The following is a 17,620-nucleotide window of genomic DNA, read 5'->3' on the forward strand; positions in this document are numbered from 1 at the left end:
TTGTACGATGTGACGCTCACCCCACGGGGAACCGGGCGGGCCCCAGGCGGAAGGGAGGCAGCGCGTGCGAGAACCGGAACCGGAGTCGCGCCGTCGGCGCAGGGCCAACGGCACGCTGGAGACGCGGGTGCTCGCAGCCCTGCACGAGGCCGGCGGGCCGGTGACCGCGGGCTGGGTGCAGGAGCGTCTGGCCGCCGGCCTCGCCTACACCACCGTCGTCACGGTGCTGGCCCGCCTGCTGGCCAAGAACGCCGTCACGCGCCGGCGCGAGGGGCGGTCGTTCGTGTGGATGCCCGCAGCCGATCCGGCGGGGCTCGCCGCGCTGCGGATGCGCAAGGTCCTGGACGGTGAGCAGGACCGCCGGGCGGTGCTCGCCAGCTTCGTCACCGGGCTGCCGGAGGGCGACGAGCAGTTGCTGCGCGAGCTGCTGGACCGGGCCGGTGGCGAGGAGCAGTAGCGGATGGGGATCTTCGTCTTCCTCCCGCTGGTGCTGCCGCTGACCGCGTGGCCCGTGGCGCGCCTGGCGGAGGGCCGCCTGCACCCGCGTACGGCGACGGTGCTGCTGACCGGCGTCTCCACGGTCATGGCCCTGTGCAGCACCGTGTGTCTGGCGCTGCTGATGGTGGTGGGCACCGCGCAGCTGCCGGGCAACCCCCTGCCGGACGGCTGGTCGGATCCGGAGGTCCGCGAGAGCGTGCCGCATCACGAGGTCGCCGGGAAGGCCGCGATCCCCGTGCTGCTCGCGGTCGTCGGCGCCTGCGGGCGAGTGCTGCTGCGCCACTGGCGGGTGCGGTGGCGCGCCCACCGCGCTCTGTCCGGGCTGCCGCCGCGCGAGGTCGCGGTGGTGTCCGACGCCGAGCCGTACGCCTACGCCCTGCCCGGTGGTCCGCGTGACCGGGTCGTGGTGTCCACGGGCCTGCTGCGCTGTCTCGCCGCGCGCGAGCGCCGCGCCCTGTTCGCCCATGAACGGGCGCATCTGGCCGCCCGGCACCACCGCCATCTGCTGCTCGTGCGGCTGGCGGCCTGCGCGAACCCGTTCCTGCTGCCCCTGCGGACCGCCGTGACCTATACGGCCGAGCGCTGGGCGGACGAGGAGGCGGCACAGGCCGTCGGCAGCCGCCGGACCGTGGCACGCGCGATCGGCAAGGCGGCACTGGTCTCCCGCGACGCCCCGGCCCGGACCCTGGCCGCCTTCGCCGCGCCCGGGCCGTTGCCCCGGCGGGTCGCCGCGCTTCTCGGGCCCGCGCCTGCCGTGCGGGCGTGGCCGTCCCTCTTCACCACCGTCGGCCTGGCCCTGTGGACCGCGGCCACCGGGGCCGTGCTGTCCGCGCTGTTCTCCGCCAACTCGGCCGTCACGCTGCTGTGCCTGCTCCGCGCGGCGACACCCCTGTGAGCCGCGCGGATCAGGACACGCTCTTCGGTGCCTGCTCCCCCGCCAGCGCTTCCTCCACCCGGCCCAGCAGGAAGGGCACGACGCCGCGCTCGAGCAGGGCCCGTTCCCACGTCTGCCTGGCCCTGTCGGCGGCCGTATCCGCCGTCGCCTTGGGCCCGGTCGCCCACAGCCAGACCACGTCGGCGACCGCCGCTCCCACGGCCAGGGCGCCGATCAGCAGGCCGGCCGTGAGGAAGCCGTCGCCCATGTAGGGGTGGCCGTCGAAGGCGCGCAGGCCGTATCCGGTCAGCAGGAACGCGGCCGCCACCACCGCGGAGACGCCGGGCAGGAGCACCGCCGGCGGAGGCAGGACCCGGCGTGCGCCGGCCGGTCCTGGGGCCGCTTCGGCAGCGGGTGCGCACAACGTGGGCAGCAGGCGGGCGTAGGCCCGGTACTCGGCCTCCGCCGCCGCGGCGATGGCCGTACGGGCCCGCACCGCCCGCAGGCGCAGCTGCTCCCGGTCGACGGCGCCGCCCGCGCGGTCCAGGGCGTCCTGGACCGGTCCGCATGCCAGGGCCTGGTCGAGCACCCGCTCGAAAACGACGGCGAGCTCCGGCGCCGGCGGTCCACCACACGTCATACGTCCCCCGATGAAGGTGAGGACTGGCGAGTGTAATGGTTCGTGGGTTGCGCAAGCTTGAAAGACAAACAAGTGGGTAGCGGGCCCCTGCGGGAGGCCGGAACCGGCGTGTGACGCAGCCCACTCGCGCCGGCCGATCAGTGGCCGTCCGGTCACCGGTCACAAGGAGCGACACGAAGCGAGCGACAGCCGACGAAGGAGCCGCAGAGATGCCCGACGCCGTCAAGGGCCCCGCCAGTTACTTCCCCTCCATCGAGAAGAAGTACGGGCGCCCGATCACCGAGTGGCAGGACGTCATCCGCGCGGCGCTGCCGGCGAAGCACATGGACCTCGTGCGCCTGCTGAAGACGGAGCACGGACTGGGCCACGGCCACGCCAACGCCCTCGTGGCCCACACCCTCGCGGAGGCCGGCAAGGCGTAACCCGCGTCTGCCTCGTCCGAGGCGAGACCGCGTCCGTCGCACCGTCCGGCACCGGTCCCTCCCCTCGTGCGGACCGGTGCCGAGCGGTGCGGACGGTATCGATCCGGGCCGTGTCGGCGGTCGGCTCGGATCGAGAGCGGCGGATCTGGGATCCTGCCAGAGCGGACCCGCCCGGAGGAGGCCGAGCCGTCCGTCCGGCGGCGTCCGCGCAGGTCAGGCGTATAGGGTGAGTTTTCCGGTCCGGACGAAAGACGCGGGGGAAGTAAGGGGTGGGACGCCTTGAGTTCCGACTCAGGGGCACGCACGGCCTTCGCGGAGCGGCTCGCACTGCTGTACGGCGAGGCCGGTAACCCGCCGCTCAAGCGCGTGGCCGAGGCCGTGGTCCGGCTGCAGCGCGTCGACGAGCGAGGGCGGCCCGTCCGTGTGTCCGCGCAGCGCATCAGTGACTGGCGGCGGGCCAGGAACGTACCCGCGCAGTTCACCGCTCTCGCCGCGGTGCTCCAGGTGCTCATCCCGCAGGCGCGGCGGTTGCAGCCCACCCCGGTGAGCCCCGGACTGTACGACCTCGGCGAGTGGCAGCGGCTGTGGGAGAGCGCGGTGGCCGACCCGGTCACCGAGCGCCCCGCACACTCCGGGCAGGACCCGCCACAGCCGGAGGAGAACACGTCCGTGTCCGGCGGGGTGTGCCCCTACCGGGGCCTGGCCTCCTACCGGCAGCAGGACGCCCGCTGGTTCTTCGGCCGGCAGCGCAGTACGGACAGCCTGGTGGAGCTGCTGCGCTCGGCCGAGCGCACCGGCGGACTGGCGATGCTGGTCGGCGCGTCCGGCGCGGGGAAGTCGTCCCTGCTGAACGCCGGTCTGGTGCCGGCGCTGCGGGAGGGCCTCCTCGACGGCGGCCCGGAGCGGACCGTGGTGCAGATGGTGCCGGGCGCCCACCCCCTCGCCGAGCTGCGCCGCCGTATCCCGGGGCTGCCGACGGCGTCCCCCGGGCCGGACGAGTCCGGGGGCGGACCGGGCGCGGTCCCCCATCGACCTTCAGCGGACCCCGACGGACCTCTGGCCACCCCCCAGGGACCGCGCGCCACCCCCCAGGGACCGCCCGCCACCCCCCACGGACCGCGCGCCGTCCCCCACGAACGGCCCGCTGCCCCCAGTGGACCGCCCGCCACCCTCCATGAACGGCCCCGCACCCCGCACGAACGGCCCGCCACCCTCCACGAACGGCCCGGCATTCCGCACGACCTGCCCGGCCCCCCGCACGAGCTGTCCGCCGACCCCGACGCCGTGCGGAGCGCCGTCGCTGCCTGGGCCGGCGGCGGGACCCGCCCCGTCGTCATCGTGGACCAGTTCGAAGAGACGTTCACTCTCTGCGTCGACGAGGACGAGCGGCGCGCCTTCGTCCGGCTGCTGCACGCCGTCTGCGCGGGCGAGAATCCGCCCGTCCTGGTCGTCCTCGGCATACGCGCCGACTTCTACGAGCGCTGTCTCGCCCATCCCGAGCTCGCCGACGCGCTCCAGCACCGGCACATGGTGCTCGGGCCGCTGACCAGTGCCGAGCTGCGGGACGCGGTGACCGGTCCGGCCAAGGCGGTCGGCCTGGAGCTGGAGGCGGGGCTGGCCGAGCTGATCGTGCGGGAGGTCGGCGCGGACGGCCCGCGCGGCGCGCACGACGCGGGGGTGCTGCCGCTGCTGTCGCACGCCCTGCTGGCGACCTGGCAGCGGCGCAAGGGCGGCCGGCTGACGCTGGCGGGCTACCGGGCGGCGGGCGGTATCCAGGGTGCGGTCGCGGCGACGGCCGAGCGGGCCTGGGCGGAGCTGGACCCGGCGGCGCGGGCCGCCGCGCGGCTGCTCCTGCTGCGGTTGGTACGCCTCGGCGAGGACACGCAGGCCACCCGGCGGCGCGGCACCCGGCGGGAGCTGACCGCGGAGGCCGCCGATCCGGACAAGACGCAGGAATCGCTGGAGGCGCTGGTCCGGGCCCGGCTGGTGACGCTGGACGCGGACACCGTGGAGATCACCCACGAGGCGCTGCTGCACGCCTGGCCGCGGCTGCGCGACTGGATCGACGAGGACCGCTCCGGGAACCTGCTGCGCCAGCGGCTGGAGGAGGACGGCCGGGCCTGGGAGGCCTCGCACCGCGACTCCTCGCTGCTGTACCGGGGCTCCCGGCTGGAGCAGGCCCGCAGCTGGGCGCACGAGGCCGGTGACACCCTGCTCACGCGGGGCGCGGTGGAGTTCCTGGCCGCCTCGGTACGGCTGCGCCGGCGCACGGTGTGGATCAGCCGGGCGGCGGTGTCGGCGCTGGTGGCGCTAGCGGTGGTGGCGGCCGGTGCGGCCGTGGTCGCCTGGCAGCAGCGCGACGACGCCGTGTTCGAGCAGGTCGTCGCCGAGGCCGACCGGGTGCAGGACACCGACCCGTCGCTGTCGGCCCAGATCGACCTGGTGGCGCACCGGCTGCGGCCGGGTGACGAGGGCACCCGCAACCGGCTGCTGTCGATCGTGAACGCCCCGCTGGCGACCCAGCTGGCCGGCCACACCGGCGCCGTGTACCTGACGTCGTTCAGCCCGGACGGCCGCCTGCTGGCCAGCGCCGGCTACGACCGCACCGTACGGCTGTGGAACGTGGCAGACCCCCGGCGCCCGCGACCGCTGGGCAGGCCGCTGACGGGGCACAGCAGCTGGGTGAGCAGCGCCGTGTTCGGCCCGGACGGCCACACCCTGGCCAGCGCCTCGGACGACGGCACGATCCGGCTGTGGGACGTCACCGACCCGGCCCGGCCGCGCCTGCTCGGGGCGCCGCTGAACGCGCACGCGGGCACGATCTATCTGCTGGCGTTCAGCCCGGACGGCCGCACCCTGGCCTCCGCCGACGAGGATCACACGGTACGGCTGTGGGACCTGGCGGACCGGGCGCGCCCGCGGCCGCTCGGGGAACCGCTGACCGGGCACGGCGCCGCCGTCCGCTCGGTGGCGTTCAGCCCGGACGGGCGCACCCTCGCGGCCGGCGGGGACGACGCGGTGATCCGGCTGTGGGACCTGGCCGACCGGCGCCGCCCGCGGCAGCTGCCGGGCGAGCTGACCGGGCACCGGGCGACCGTGCACTCGGTGGCGTTCAGTCCCGACGGACGGACCCTGGCCAGCGGCAGCGCAGACGACACGGCACAGCTGTGGGACGTGGCCGACCCGCGGCGGCCGCGGCGGCTCGGCGCAGCGCTGACCGGGCACGCCGGCCCGATCTGGTCGGTGGCCTTCAACCCGCAGGGCACCCTGCTCGCGGTCGGCAGCGCGGACTCCACGGCGAGCCTGTGGAACGTGACGAACCCGGCGTATCCCTCCCAGGTCGGCCAGCCGCTGGCGGGCGGCAGCGGGGAGATGTACACCGTCGGCTTCAGCCGCGACGGGCGGACGCTGGCGACCGGCAGCGGGGACGGCCGGGTGCGGCTGTGGTCGGTGCCGACGTCGGACATGGCCGGGCACGTGGGCGCCTTCCGCCCCGACGGCCGCGTCCTGGCCACGGCCGCCGAGGACGGTCTGGTGCGGCTGTGGAACGTGACGGCGCCTGGCCGCCCCGCCCGCCTGGGAGAACCGTTTCCGCCCGGACACGGCCACATCCGCCGGATGGTGTTCTCCCCCGACGGGCACGTGCTCGCCGTCCTCATGGCCAGCAGCGAGATACGGCTGTGGAACGTCACCGACCCCGCGCACCCCGTGCCCTACGCCCCGCCGATCGCGCTGCGCATCCGCTACGCGGGCGGCGACGCGCTGACGTTCAGCCCGGACGGCCGTGTCCTGGCGTCGGCCTACGACGACCGCACCGTCCAGCTGTGGAACGTGGCCGACCCGGCCCGCCCCCGCCCGCTCGGCACACCGCTCACCGGGCATCAGGGGTACGTCTACACGCTCGCGTTCAGCCCCGACGGCCGCACCCTGGCCAGTGGCAGCGCGGACGCCACGGTCCGGCTGTGGAACGTCACCGACCCCGCGCGCGCCGTGCCGCGCGGCCGCCCCCTCACCGGGCACCGCGGGCCGGTCAACGTGCTCGCCTACAGCCCCGACGGCCACACGCTGGCCAGCGGCAGCGACGACGACACGGTCCGGCTCTGGGACGTCACCGACCCCGGCCGTGCCACCGGCTTCGGCCACCGGCTCACCGGCCACACCGAGGCGGTCGTCTCCCTGACGTTCAGCCCGGACGGCGCCACCCTGGCCAGCGGCGGCAACGACACCACGGTCCGGCTGTGGGACGTGGCCGACCCTTCCTCACCGGAACCGATCGGCGCGGCGATGAGCGCCCGCGCCCGCACGGGCAGCTTCCTGTCCTTCGCCCCGACAGGCCGCATGCTCGGCGTCTCCAGCGGCGCGGACACGGTCCGCCTGTGGAGCCTGGACGTCGACACGGCGATCAACCACATCTGCGCGACCACCCGGGGCGTCCTGACGGAGGAGAAATGGCACGAATACCTGCCCCGCCTGTCCTACGACCCACCCTGCGACCAGCGGCGATAGCGCCCCGGGCGGAAGGCACGACGGCCGGCCGCCCACGACGGAAGGCGGCTGCCGCAAAAGCCGCGGGCTCAAAAGCCGCGGGCTCAAAAAGGGCGCGGGAAACCGCGCGACCAGCCACCACGCACCCGCACGGGCCGCCGCAGGCAAACCGCCCAGCCGCCGGCCGGCACCCCCCTTGTTAGGCTGGCCCCCGGCCCGGTCGCTGGTGGTTCCCCCGTCATCAGCGACCGGGCTCCTTGCTGAGCCGGCGGGTGGCTCCGCCCGGCTCGTGCGTGTCGTTCGCCCCCGTTCCGGAAAGGCAGGTGAGGGCCGCCGTGCACCGGCGAGTCGTCATCGTCACCGCGGTCCACGCTCCCTCGGCCCGCTTCCTGCCCGAGGCCCACGCCTCGCTGTGCGCGCAAGCGCTGCCCGACGGCTGGTCGTGGCACTGGGTGATCCAGGAGGACGGCGAGAGCGACGCCGTACGCCCGTACGTCCCTGACGACCCCCGGATCACCTTCCGGCAGGGCCGTCACGGAGGCCCCGGCGTCGCCCGCACCCTCGCGCTCGCGCACGCCGACGGCGAGTACGTCAAGGTCCTCGACGCCGACGACCGGCTCCCGCCGGGCACGCTCGCCCGCGACCTGGCCGCGCTGGAGGCCGACCCCCACCTCGGCTGGGCCACCTCCCGCGCCCTGGACCTGCTGCCGGACGGCACGACCGTCGGCTTCCCCGGCGACCCGGCCGAGGGCCCCCTGGAGCGGGGCGCGGTGCTCGACTTCTGGGCGGCGAACGACTACCGCGCCCAGGTCCACCCGGCCACCCTCTTCGTCCGCCGCGAACTGCTGCTCGCCCTCGGCGGCTGGATGGCCCTGCCCGCCTCCGAGGACACGGGCCTGCTGCTCGCCCTCGACGCGGTCAGCCCCGGCTGGTTCACGCGGGAGACCGGTCTGTACTACCGCAAGTGGCACGGGCAGGTCACCAGCCAGTCCTCCCACGTGGACCCGGTGGAGCGAAGGGCGCGCATGGCGGTCGTGGAGGCCCGGGCCCGGGCGCTCGCCGGGTTCGGCTGGGACTCCCGGCACCCCCGGCTGTCGCCCGCTGTGCGGGTGCCGCATCAGGTGCGCTGAGCAGCCGCCCGGCCGCGCCTCCCCAGCAGTTCCGCCAGCCCCCGCCGGGTCGCCGCGAGGATCACCCGGTCCTGCGGGCGCAGCACATACGTCTCCGGCAGGTCCCACACCAGGCCCGACGGCCTCGGCTCCGCCGCCTCCGGTTCGGCCGGCTGCTCGGCGGCGGCGGCCGTGTCGAGGGCCAGCACACGCCACGAACCGGCCCGGAAGGCCTCGCCGACCGTGCGGCCCTCCAGTTGGGGATGCCCGGCGACGTCCACCGCCGCGAAGAGCAGCACCCGCCGCTCCACCGGGATCGCGCCGAGGATCTGCCGGCCCAGCATCGCCGCCGCGAAGGCGGGCGCGGCCAGGTGGGACACGCTGCGGCTGCGGGTCCGGGCGTGCGGGTGCGCGGCGCGCAGGGTGCGGTAGACGGCGGTCGCGAAGTCGTCGTCGTACAGGCGCAGCACGGTCCGCAGGTCGGGGCGGATGCCGCGGGCGTACAGCACCGCCTCCAGGTTCGTGGTGTCGGAACTGGTCACCGCCAGCAGCGCCGACGCGCGGTGGATCTTGGCGGACTCCAGGACGCCCTCCTGCGTCACGTCCCCGAGCACCACCGGCACCCGCAGCCGCCGCGCCGTGGCCAGCCCCCGCGCCTCGGGCCCGGCCTCGACGCACACCACCGGCACGTCCAGTTCCCGCAGCCTCGTCAGCACCCGGGTGCCGATCTTGCCGAGGCCGAGCAGCACCACATGCCCGCCCATCCCGCGCGGCGGCTTGCGCAGTGCGGACGCGCTGCGGAAGGTGCCGAGCCCCTCAAGCACCGCGGCCAGCAGCACCGGCAGCAGGAGCAACCCGACCAGTCCCGACAGGAGTTGGAGGATCTGCCTGCCGGTGGAGGCGCCGACCGCCGGATCGTTGATGGCGAACAGGTCCAGCAGCGTCAGATACAGCGCACCGAGCGGATGCACCCCCGTCACCAGCCACAGCGCGACCGCGAGGGCGAGCACACAGCCCACGAGCCCGGTCAGCGACCAGCGCAGCCGCCGCGAGAACAACGACCCGAGCGGCGGTACGACGGCCCCGAGGCCGCGCCGCGCCCCGGCCGCCGGAGCCGACGTGCCGTCCCCGGCGTACGCCACCTGCTCCAGCACGACGCGGCCGCACCGCCCTGCCGCCTGACGTACCGCCGCCGTGTCGGGCAGCAGCTCGGGTCCCCGCTCGTCGGCGCCCTCCGCGCCCGTCGTGCCGTTGCCGGGCGGCGACAGCAGCGCCAGCGTCGCCAGGCCGGGGGCGGTCTGCGGCCCGCGCCCCGGCGGCTGCTCGACGGCCCGCAGCATCAGCCCCTCGGTCTGTACGACCTTGGTGGTGCCGGCGACGGCGGCCGCGGCCAGCGCGGGCGCGGCCGTGTCGGCGTCGGAGAGCACGGTCGTCGACGCGTCAGCGGCGTCCTCACCGGTCGCCAACGCGGCGGCCTGATCGAGGAGTTCCTCGATGTGCTGGCCCAACCGCCGGTTGTACAGCCGCAGGACCAGCCTGAGACGGGGGTTCAGCCGGCGGGCGGTGAGAGCCGCGCGGATGTTGGTCTCGTCGTCGTCGTACACGAGCGCCAGCGCGGCGGCCCGCTCGACGCCCGCGTCGGCGAGCACCACCTCGGTCGGCTCGACGGCCTCCACGAGCCGCTCCTGCCGGCCGGCCGCGTCACCCCCGGCATTGGCGCCGGGGGGGCCCCCGCCGTTGCCGCCGCCGTTCGCGGCGCCGAGGCTGACGGCGGCGCCGACCACCCGGTCCAGCAGCGCCGCCGACACCGCCCGGGCCCTGCCGACCACCGGCGGCCGGACGATGCGCTGCGTGGACGGCACGACGAGCGTGACCTGCTCGCCGTAGACGCCGCGCAGTTCGGCGGCCAGCCGGTGCGCGAGCGCGTCGTCCCCGCACACCACCATGTGCGCGGCGGCGTCGGCCGGTGCGCCCTGACTCGGAACCGTTCCCACGAGGGGACAGACTGCCCCACCCGGCGGCTGGTTCCACCCGGGCACCGGAAGGGTGACGGGTGACGGCTACCGCTTCGGCAGATACCGCTCCGCGAAGTCCAGCTCCAGCCGCACCTGCTTGATCCGCTCGTCCACGACCAGCGAGCCGTGCCCGGCGTCGTAGCGGTACACCTCGTGGACGGCCCCGCGGGCCTGCAGCCGCTTGACGTAGTTCTCGATCTGGCGGATCGGGCAGCGCGGGTCGTTCACCCCGGCCGAGATGTAGACCGGGGCCTTGACCTGGTCGACGTAGGTGATCGGCGAGGACGCCTCGAAGCGCTCCGGGACCTCCTCGGGGGTGCCGCCGAGCAGGGTGCGGTCCATCGCCTTCAGCGCCTCCATCTCGTCGTGGTAGGCGGTGACGTAGTCGGCGACCGGGACCGCGGCGATGCCCAGCGTCCACAGGTCGGGCTGGACGCCGAGCCCCAGCAGGGTGAGGTAGCCGCCCCAGGAGCCGCCGGTGAGGACCAGCCGCCCGGGGTCCGCCAGGCCCGACTCGACGGCCCAGGTGCGCACCGCGGCGATGTCCTCCAGCTCGATCAGGCCGACCCGGTGCTTGAGTGCGTCGGTCCAGGCCCGGCCGTACCCGGTGGAGCCGCGGTAGTTGACGCGGACGACCGCGTACCCGTGGTCGACCCAGGCGGCCGGGCCCGCGGCGAAGGAGTCGCTGTCGTGCCAGGTGGGGCCGCCGTGGATGTCGAAGACGGTGGGCAGCGGACCGCTGACCCCGGCCGGCTTCTGCACGAGTGCGTGGATACGGCCGCCCGGCCCCTCCACCCACACGTCCTCCACCGGCACCGAGCCGGGCGACTTCAGGCCGGGCGGGTCCAGGACCACGGCGCCGGCGGTCGAGCGCACCGCCGACGGCTCGGCGGAGGACGACCACAGGTACTCCACGGTGCCGTCCGGGCGGGCGGTCGCCCCGGACACCGTGCCCGGCGGGGTCGGGATCCTCGTCAGCTCGCGCGCCGTGAGGTCGTAGCGGAACAGCTCGCTGCGCGCCTCGAAGCTGTGCGCGATGAGCAGGGCGCTGCCGTCCGGGTACCACTCGGCGCTCACGTCGCCGGGCAGTTCGAGCGCCAGGTCACTCTCCTCGCCGGTCGCCACGTCCCACACCAGCGGCTCCCAGCGGCCGCGGCGCTGGTGGCCGATGAGCAGCCGGGTGTCGCCGTCCACCGGGGCGAACCCCAGCACCTCCAGCCCCAGCTCGACCGTGCCACCCTTGGTGTCGTCCAGCTCGGCGACGGTGGTGCCGTCGGGGCGGACCACGCGCAGCGCGGAGTGCATGGCGTCGCCGTGCTCGGTGTGCTCCAGGGCGATCAGCGTGCCGTCGTGCGAGAGGTCGCCGACGCCGGCCGACTCGCGGTGCCGGTAGATCTCCACCGGCTCCTCGCCCTCACGCGCCAGGTAGATCGTCGTACCGTCCTCGTCGGTGGAGCGGCCCACCACCGCCGTGCGCCCGTCTCTGCCCAGGGCGAGGCCCGCCGGGTAGGAGGGGGCGAGGCCCGGGGCGCCCGGCTCGTCCTCGCCGCCGGTGAAGGGCTGGCGGCGCCAGACGCCGAACTCGTCGCCGTCCTTGTCGTCGAACCACCAGATCCACCGGCCGTCCGGGGAGAGCACGCCGTCCGTCGTGCCGTTGGGCCGGTCGGTCACCTGGCGCTGCTCGCCGCTCGCCCGGTCCCAGGCGTACAGCTCGTACGTCCCGGTCGCGTTCGACACGAACAGCGACCGGTCCGGGGCGTCCTCGGCCCAGTCCGGCAGGGACACCCGGGGCGCCCGGAAGCGCTTCTCCCAGTCCGGCGTTTCCTGGCTCTGCTGCCGCCCCTGCGAGACGGGCCCGTTGCTCTCAGTCATGGGCCCATAGTGCCTGGTCCTCCGGCGGTTTGGCCGCGGCCCTCCTCAGCCTGTGGACAACCTGCCGGGCGTTTCCGGGACCCGGTGCCAGGCCCGTGTGAGGCACCGGGTGCCCGCACCCACCTGAAGGGGCGCGGGGAACTGCGCGACCAGCCCCCCACCCGCCCGCAGACGACGAACCGCAGCACGCCCGACCCTCCCCCCGCGCCCGGGCACAGCGCAGCGCACCCGTACCGTTGGTGGTGTGTACCGGTTTCTGCTGACGCCCCGCTGGTGGGGGATCAACGTCTTCGTGCTGTTGGCCATCCCCTTCTGCGTCTTCATGGGCTCCTGGCAGCTGAGCCGCTTCGAGGACCGTGTCGACGAGCACCGCGACGCCGAGGCCACCGCCACCGCCGCGCAGACCGAGGCCCCGCGCCCGCTGGCCGAGCTGCTGCCCGTCGACAAGGCGACCTCCGGCAGGCAGGCCAGCGCCACCGGCCACTACGACCGCCAGCTGCTCGTACCCGACCGGGAGCTGGACGGCCGTGACGGCTTCTACGTCCTGACCCTGCTGCGCGTCGACGGCGGCAAGGCCCTGCCCGTCGTCCGCGGCTGGCTGCCCGGCACCGCCGACCCGGCGAAGGCCCCGGCGCCGCCGGCCGGCCGGGTCACCGTCACCGGCGCGCTCCAGGCTCCGGAGACGCCCGGCGACAACGGCGTCAGCGCCAAGGGCGGACTCCCGGCCGGGCAGACCGCCGCGATCAGCTCGGCGACCCTCGTCAACCTGGTGCCGTACGACGTGTACCCCGCGTGGATCACCCTCGACAAGGGCGACGCCGGGATGAAGGCGGTGCCCGCGAGCGCGCCCTCGGACACCGGCCTCGACCTCAAGGCGTTCCAGAACCTCGGCTACACCGGTGAGTGGTTCGTCTTCGCCGGCTTCGTCGTCTTCATGTGGTTCCGGCTGCTGCGGCGCGAGGTGGAGTTCCAGAAGGACGCCCGCCTGGGCCTGCTCCCCGAAGCCGAAGCCGAAGCGGACGCGGACGCCGAAGCAACCGAAGCCGGGGGCGGGGCCTACGACTCCGCCAGCAGCCCCGTCCGGTAGACCGTCCCCGCACACGCGCCGGTCACCGTCACGGAGGCCGACGGCGAGCCGGCCTGCGCGGTGTGCGTGACGATCACGCTGCCGTCGGCCGTGCCGCCCTCGGTGACGAGCTGAGTGGTGGTGCCGGTGTCCCCGCCGGTGGACGTACCCGTGTCCGTGGCCGCGTCCTGGCTGGGCGACGGGTCCGGCGACGGGTTGCCGGAGCCACCGTCCCCGCCTCCCCCCGTCGTACCGCCGCCCGTGCTGCCGCCGCCGCCCGTGGGACAGGTCGACGAGGGCACCCAGGCGAACTTCACGTCGTAGGCCGAGCCTGGCGCGAGGACCAGCCGCGGCACGTACAGCGACGGGTCGGACAGCGCGGACGCGGCGTCACCCGCGGTGTGCTCGACGACCGAGATCTTCGCGGCGTCGGCCGCCCCCTGCGCCGTGACGCCGACCGTGCCGGAGCCGTCGACGGCGCACTTGGCGTCGGAGACGTTCGTGACGCGGAAGGTGCCGTAGACGATGCCGGCGGAGTCGGGCGCGTCGGCCGTGGCGGTGGCGCCGCCGAGCTGCGCGGACGTGCACTCGGGAACGCTCGCCGAGCTGGAGGCGGAGGGTCCGGTGCCGGCCGAGGCGGAGGCGCTGCCCGCGCCGGCCTTGCCCTTCTCCGGGTCCTTCGTGCCCTGCTCGGTCTTGCCGTGGGCGGGGCCGGTGGCCCCGGTGCCGGAGGTCTGCCCGCCGCTCGGGTCCTTGCCCTGCCCGGTGCCGCCCTGGGCCTGGGAGCTGTTGCCGGCGATGGAGGGGTCGGCGTCGGTGCCGGTCGCCTGCGAGACGTGCACCAGGGCGGGGACGGCGGTGCCCACGAAGAGGGCCGCCGCCGCCATACCCACGGCGGCCTGCCGCTTACGGGCCCGGCGGGCCGGGACCGCGCGGCGCAGGTGGTCCAGGCCGCCCTCGCGCGGTTCGATCTCCTCGACCGCCTGGTGCAGCATCCGGCGCAGGGCCAGCTCGTCCGAGTCGAGCCCTTCGGGGCTCTGGTCGTCGGGGCCGTGGTTCACAGTTCCGTTCCCAGCATGCGATGGCTTCGGCTGTTGCTCGCGTGGCGAACCCGGCTCGTGCCAGGCGTACGGCTCGTGGCGTTCATGGGAGTCGCCGCCCTCCGCGCGCTTGGTCATGCCCGTGCCCCCATGGCTCCGCGCAGGGCCGCGATGCCACGCGAGCCGTACGCCTTGACCGAGCCCAGCGAGATGCCGAGCGTCTCGGCCACCTGGGCCTCGGTCATGTCCGCGAAGTAGCGCAGGACGAGCACCTCGCGCTGGCGGCGCTGCAGTCCCTTCATCGCCTGGATGAGGGAGTCCCGCTCCAGCTGGTCGTACGCCCCCTCCTCGGCGCTGGCCATGTCCGGCATCGGCTTGGACAGCAGCTTCAGGCCGAGTATGCGGCGACGCAGCGCGGACCGGGACAGGTTGACCACGGTCTGGCGCAGATAGGCGAGGGTCTTCTCCGGGTCGCGGACGCGCTTGCGGGCGGAGTGGACGCGGATGAACGCCTCCTGGACGACGTCCTCGCAGGAGGCCGTGTCGTCGAGGAGCAGAGCGGCGAGACCCAGCAGGGAGCGGTAGTGCGCCCGGTAGGTCTCGGTGAGGTGGTCGACGGTCGTACCGGCCGCCACCGCCTCGCTCTGGTCCGCGCCGTCACGCTGACCGGGAAGGCGGGCGGGCCGCGCTGCGGGCATGGGCGCGATCACCGGCATGCCACCGGACGGGCCGGCCATGCGCGGTCGAAGGGCCGGCGGACGGGGCCGAAGGGCCGTGCCGCGCGCTGCCGCAGGAAAGTCGAGTACCTCTGCCACGCCAGTTGGACCCGTTTCCCCCCGGGAGGGTTGTACGCGCCCGGCGTCACTTTTGCGCCGTCCGACACTGAGTCGTGTGCCGTCATGAGACCCGCTCTTCCCCTGTGTCCGTTTGCGACCGGGCGTCCCCGCGCCCGGTCGGGGCCGTCCCCAGGCCCTGACCGACGCGCCTCCCGCAGCCCGGAAAAGGGCGATCGCAAAGACGCTCCCCGCCGTCCGCGTGGTTGCGGAGGCGGGGAGAAAAATCTTCGAACGGCAGGTGGCACGTTTCAAGTGGCCTGGACCATCGTCCTGATCACATGATTTCCACAGATCCTACAAAGGACCGCCGACAGAGCGACCGGTTTTCCCTCCAGGGGAACGAGAGGTACGGCTCAGCCGCGCTCGGCGGCCACCAGTTCGGCGAGCTGCGCGGCGTTCAGCGCGGCCCCCTTGCGCAGGTTGTCCCCGCAGACGAAGAGTTCGAGCGCCGTCGGGTCGTCCAGCGCCCGGCGGACCCGGCCCACCCAGGTCGGGTCGGTGCCCACCGCGTCGGCCGGCGTCGGGAACTCGCCCGCGGCCGGGTTGTCGACCAGGACCACGCCCGGCGCGGTCGCGAGGATCTCCCGGGCGTGCTCGACGGTGACCTCGTCCTGGAAGCGCGCGTGGACGGTGAGGGAGTGCGTGGTGACGACCGGGACGCGCACGCAGGTGACGGCGACCGGAAGGGAGGGCAGGCCGAGGATCTTGCGGGACTCGTCCCGGACCTTCATCTCCTCCGAGGACCAGCCGTCCTCGGCCGGCGTTCCGGCCCACGGGACGACGTTCAGCGCGACGGGCTCCGGGAAGGGCCCGGTGTCGTCGCCGACGGCCCGCCGCACGTCGCCGGGGTTCGTGCCCAGCTCCGTGCCGGCGACCAGGGACAGCTGCCGCCGCAGTGTCTCCACGCCGGCCCGCCCCGCTCCGCTCACGGCCTGGTACGACGACACCACCAGCTCGCGCAGCCCGAACTCGGCGTGCAGCGCGCCCAGGGCGACGATCATCGACAGCGTGGTGCAGTTGGGGTTGGCGACGATCCCGCGCGGCCGCAGCCGTACGGCGTGCGGGTTGACCTCGGGCACGACGAGCGGGACGTCGTCCTGAAGCCGGAACACGGCGGAGTTGTCGATCACGACGGCGCCCTTGGCCGCCGCGACCGGCACCCACTGGGCGGCGATGTCGTCGGGCACGTCGAACAGCGCGATGTCGACCCCGTCCAGGGCCTCCTCGCTCAGCGCGAGCACCTCGGTCTCCGCACCGCGCACGGCCAGCTTGCGGCCGGCCGAGCGCGGTGAGGCGATCAGGCGGATCTCGCCCCAGACGTCCGCCCGCTGGGACAGGATCCCGAGCAGGACCGTGCCGACGGCTCCGGTCGCCCCCACGACCGCGAGCGTCGGACGGTCCTTCATCGGCGTACGCCTCCGCGGACGCGGGCGGTCATCGCCCGGTGCCCCCGTAGACGACGGCCTCGTCGCTGTCGGAGTCGAGCCCGAAGGCGGTGTGCACCGCGCGGACGGCCTCCGGCACGTCGTCGGCGCGGGTGACGACCGAGATGCGGATCTCGGAGGTCGAGATCAGCTCGATGTTCACACCGGCGTCGGACAGGGCGGTGAAGAAGTCCGCGGTGACACCCGGGTTGGTCTTCATACCAGCGCCGACCAGGGAGATCTTGCCGATCTGGTCGTCGTAGCGCAGCGAGTCGAAGCCGATGCCGGAGCGGTTCTTCTCCAGGGCGTCGATGGCCTTGCGGCCCTCGGTCTTCGGCAGCGTGAAGGAGATGTCCGTCAGGCCCGTGGCCGCGGCGGACACGTTCTGCACGACCATGTCGATGTTGATCTCGGCATCGGCGATCGTGCGGAAGATGGCGGCGGCCTCGCCCGGCTTGTCGGGCACACCGACGACCGTGACCTTGGCCTCGGAGGTGTCGTGCGCGACACCGGAGATGATGGCCTGCTCCACCTGCTTGTCCCCAATCGGTTCACTGCTGACCCACGTGCCCTGAAGTCCGCTGAAGCTGGACCGGACGTGGATCGGGATGTTGTAGCGGCGGGCGTACTCCACACAGCGGTGGAGCAGCACCTTGGACCCGGACGCGGCCAGCTCGAGCATGTCCTCGAAGGAGATCCAGTCGATCTTCCGGGCCTTCTTCACCACCCGCGGGTCGGCGGTGAACACGCCGTCGACGTCGGTGTAGATCTCGCACACCTCGGCGTCGAGCGCCGCGGCGAGCGCGACGGCCGTGGTGTCGGAACCGCCCCGGCCGAGGGTGGTGATGTCCTTGGTGTCCTGGCTGACGCCCTGGAAGCCGGCGACGATGGCGATGTTGCCCTCGTCCAGCGAGTCCCGGATACGGCCCGGCGTGACGTCGATGATCCGGGCTTTGTTGTGGACCGAGTCGGTGATGACACCTGCCTGGCTACCGGTGAACGACTGGGCGCTGTGGCCCAGGTTTTTGATCGCCATGGCCAGCAGGGCCATGGAGATCCGCTCTCCGGCGGTCAGCAGCATGTCGAGCTCGCGCCCGGCAGGGATCGGGGATACCTGCTCGGCGAGATCGATCAGCTCGTCCGTCGTGTCGCCCATCGCGGAAACCACGGCGACCACCTGGTGGCCGTTCTTCTTGGCTTCCACGATCCGCTTGGCGACGCGCTTGATGCCTTCGGCATCGGCTACGGAGGAGCCTCCGTACTTCTGCACGACAAGGCCCACGTGCGCTCCTCGCTCCGTTTGTGTTCTTTCCGCGGATACGCCGGTGTACCGCGGTCG

General features: G+C 74.2%; 13 protein-coding genes. 6 read left to right on the forward strand and 7 right to left on the reverse strand.

What is annotated here, in order from left to right; all coding sequences use genetic code 11:
• The first annotated feature begins 64 nt into the window (after positions 1 to 64).
• Positions 65 to 457 (forward strand): BlaI/MecI/CopY family transcriptional regulator, encoded by a 393-nt coding sequence (locus tag ACZ67Q_RS28760; protein ID WP_471187869.1) that lies wholly within the window; start codon positions 65 to 67, stop codon positions 455 to 457.
• A 3-nt stretch (positions 458 to 460) separates the two neighbouring features.
• The gene (locus ACZ67Q_RS28765; protein WP_471187872.1) at positions 461 to 1,393 is read left to right on the forward strand and encodes a M56 family metallopeptidase; all 933 of its coding nucleotides are present in this window, start codon (positions 461 to 463) and stop codon (positions 1,391 to 1,393) included.
• Between the two features lie 10 nt (positions 1,394 to 1,403).
• Here ACZ67Q_RS28765 and ACZ67Q_RS28770 read toward each other — a convergent pair whose 3' ends face one another.
• Positions 1,404 to 2,012, reverse strand: coding sequence for a hypothetical protein (locus tag ACZ67Q_RS28770; RefSeq protein ID WP_471187875.1), 609 nt, complete (start codon positions 2,010 to 2,012; stop codon positions 1,404 to 1,406).
• Between the two features lie 209 nt (positions 2,013 to 2,221).
• On the opposite strand from ACZ67Q_RS28770, the gene ACZ67Q_RS28775 reads away from it, so the two are divergent.
• The 3 genes from ACZ67Q_RS28775 to ACZ67Q_RS28785 all read left to right on the forward strand — a co-directional run bounded on the left by ACZ67Q_RS28775 (position 2,222) and on the right by ACZ67Q_RS28785 (position 8,049).
• Complete coding sequence (locus ACZ67Q_RS28775; RefSeq protein WP_471187878.1) at positions 2,222 to 2,434, forward strand: DUF4287 domain-containing protein; 213 nt, start codon at positions 2,222 to 2,224, stop codon at positions 2,432 to 2,434.
• Positions 2,435 to 2,713: 279 nt separating this feature from the next.
• Positions 2,714 to 6,940, forward strand: coding sequence for an nSTAND1 domain-containing NTPase (locus ACZ67Q_RS28780; protein ID WP_471187881.1), 4,227 nt, complete (start codon positions 2,714 to 2,716; stop codon positions 6,938 to 6,940).
• 314 nt (positions 6,941 to 7,254) lie between these two features.
• Positions 7,255 to 8,049, forward strand: a complete 795-nt coding sequence (locus ACZ67Q_RS28785) for a glycosyltransferase family 2 protein (RefSeq protein WP_471187884.1) — start codon at positions 7,255 to 7,257, stop codon at positions 8,047 to 8,049.
• On the opposite strand, the gene ACZ67Q_RS28790 is transcribed toward ACZ67Q_RS28785, so the two are convergent.
• Together ACZ67Q_RS28790 and ACZ67Q_RS28795 are read right to left on the reverse strand one after the other, a co-directional pair.
• A complete protein-coding gene (locus tag ACZ67Q_RS28790) occupies positions 8,037 to 9,974 on the reverse strand; it encodes an NAD-binding protein (protein ID WP_471188100.1) in 1,938 nt (645 codons plus the stop codon). The two genes, ACZ67Q_RS28785 and ACZ67Q_RS28790, sit on opposite strands and share 13 nt — an antisense overlap.
• 114 nt (positions 9,975 to 10,088) lie before the next feature.
• Positions 10,089 to 11,915 (reverse strand): S9 family peptidase, encoded by a 1,827-nt coding sequence (locus ACZ67Q_RS28795; protein WP_471187885.1) that lies wholly within the window; start codon positions 11,913 to 11,915, stop codon positions 10,089 to 10,091.
• Between the two features lie 244 nt (positions 11,916 to 12,159).
• On the opposite strand from ACZ67Q_RS28795, the gene ACZ67Q_RS28800 reads away from it, so the two are divergent.
• Positions 12,160 to 13,002, forward strand: a complete 843-nt coding sequence (locus ACZ67Q_RS28800; protein WP_471187888.1) for an SURF1 family protein — start codon at positions 12,160 to 12,162, stop codon at positions 13,000 to 13,002.
• Here the strand turns inward: ACZ67Q_RS28800 and ACZ67Q_RS28805 are convergent.
• From ACZ67Q_RS28805 to ACZ67Q_RS28820, 4 genes are all read right to left on the reverse strand, one after another.
• The gene (locus ACZ67Q_RS28805) at positions 12,972 to 14,042 is read right to left on the reverse strand and encodes a hypothetical protein (protein ID WP_471187890.1); all 1,071 of its coding nucleotides are present in this window, start codon (positions 14,040 to 14,042) and stop codon (positions 12,972 to 12,974) included. The genes ACZ67Q_RS28800 and ACZ67Q_RS28805 overlap by 31 nt on opposite strands.
• Before the next feature lie 113 nt (positions 14,043 to 14,155).
• A complete protein-coding gene (locus ACZ67Q_RS28810; protein WP_471187893.1) occupies positions 14,156 to 14,758 on the reverse strand; it encodes a SigE family RNA polymerase sigma factor in 603 nt (200 codons plus the stop codon).
• Between the two features lie 452 nt (positions 14,759 to 15,210).
• The gene (locus ACZ67Q_RS28815) at positions 15,211 to 16,263 is read right to left on the reverse strand and encodes an aspartate-semialdehyde dehydrogenase (RefSeq protein WP_471187896.1); all 1,053 of its coding nucleotides are present in this window, start codon (positions 16,261 to 16,263) and stop codon (positions 15,211 to 15,213) included.
• Between the two features lie 28 nt (positions 16,264 to 16,291).
• Positions 16,292 to 17,563: an aspartate kinase gene (locus tag ACZ67Q_RS28820; RefSeq protein ID WP_361634095.1), complete on the reverse strand. Its 1,272-nt coding sequence runs from the start codon at positions 17,561 to 17,563 to the stop codon at positions 16,292 to 16,294.
• Between the last annotated feature and the right edge of the window lie 57 nt (positions 17,564 to 17,620).

Source organism: Streptomyces sp. NPDC036813, from assembly GCF_055609245.1.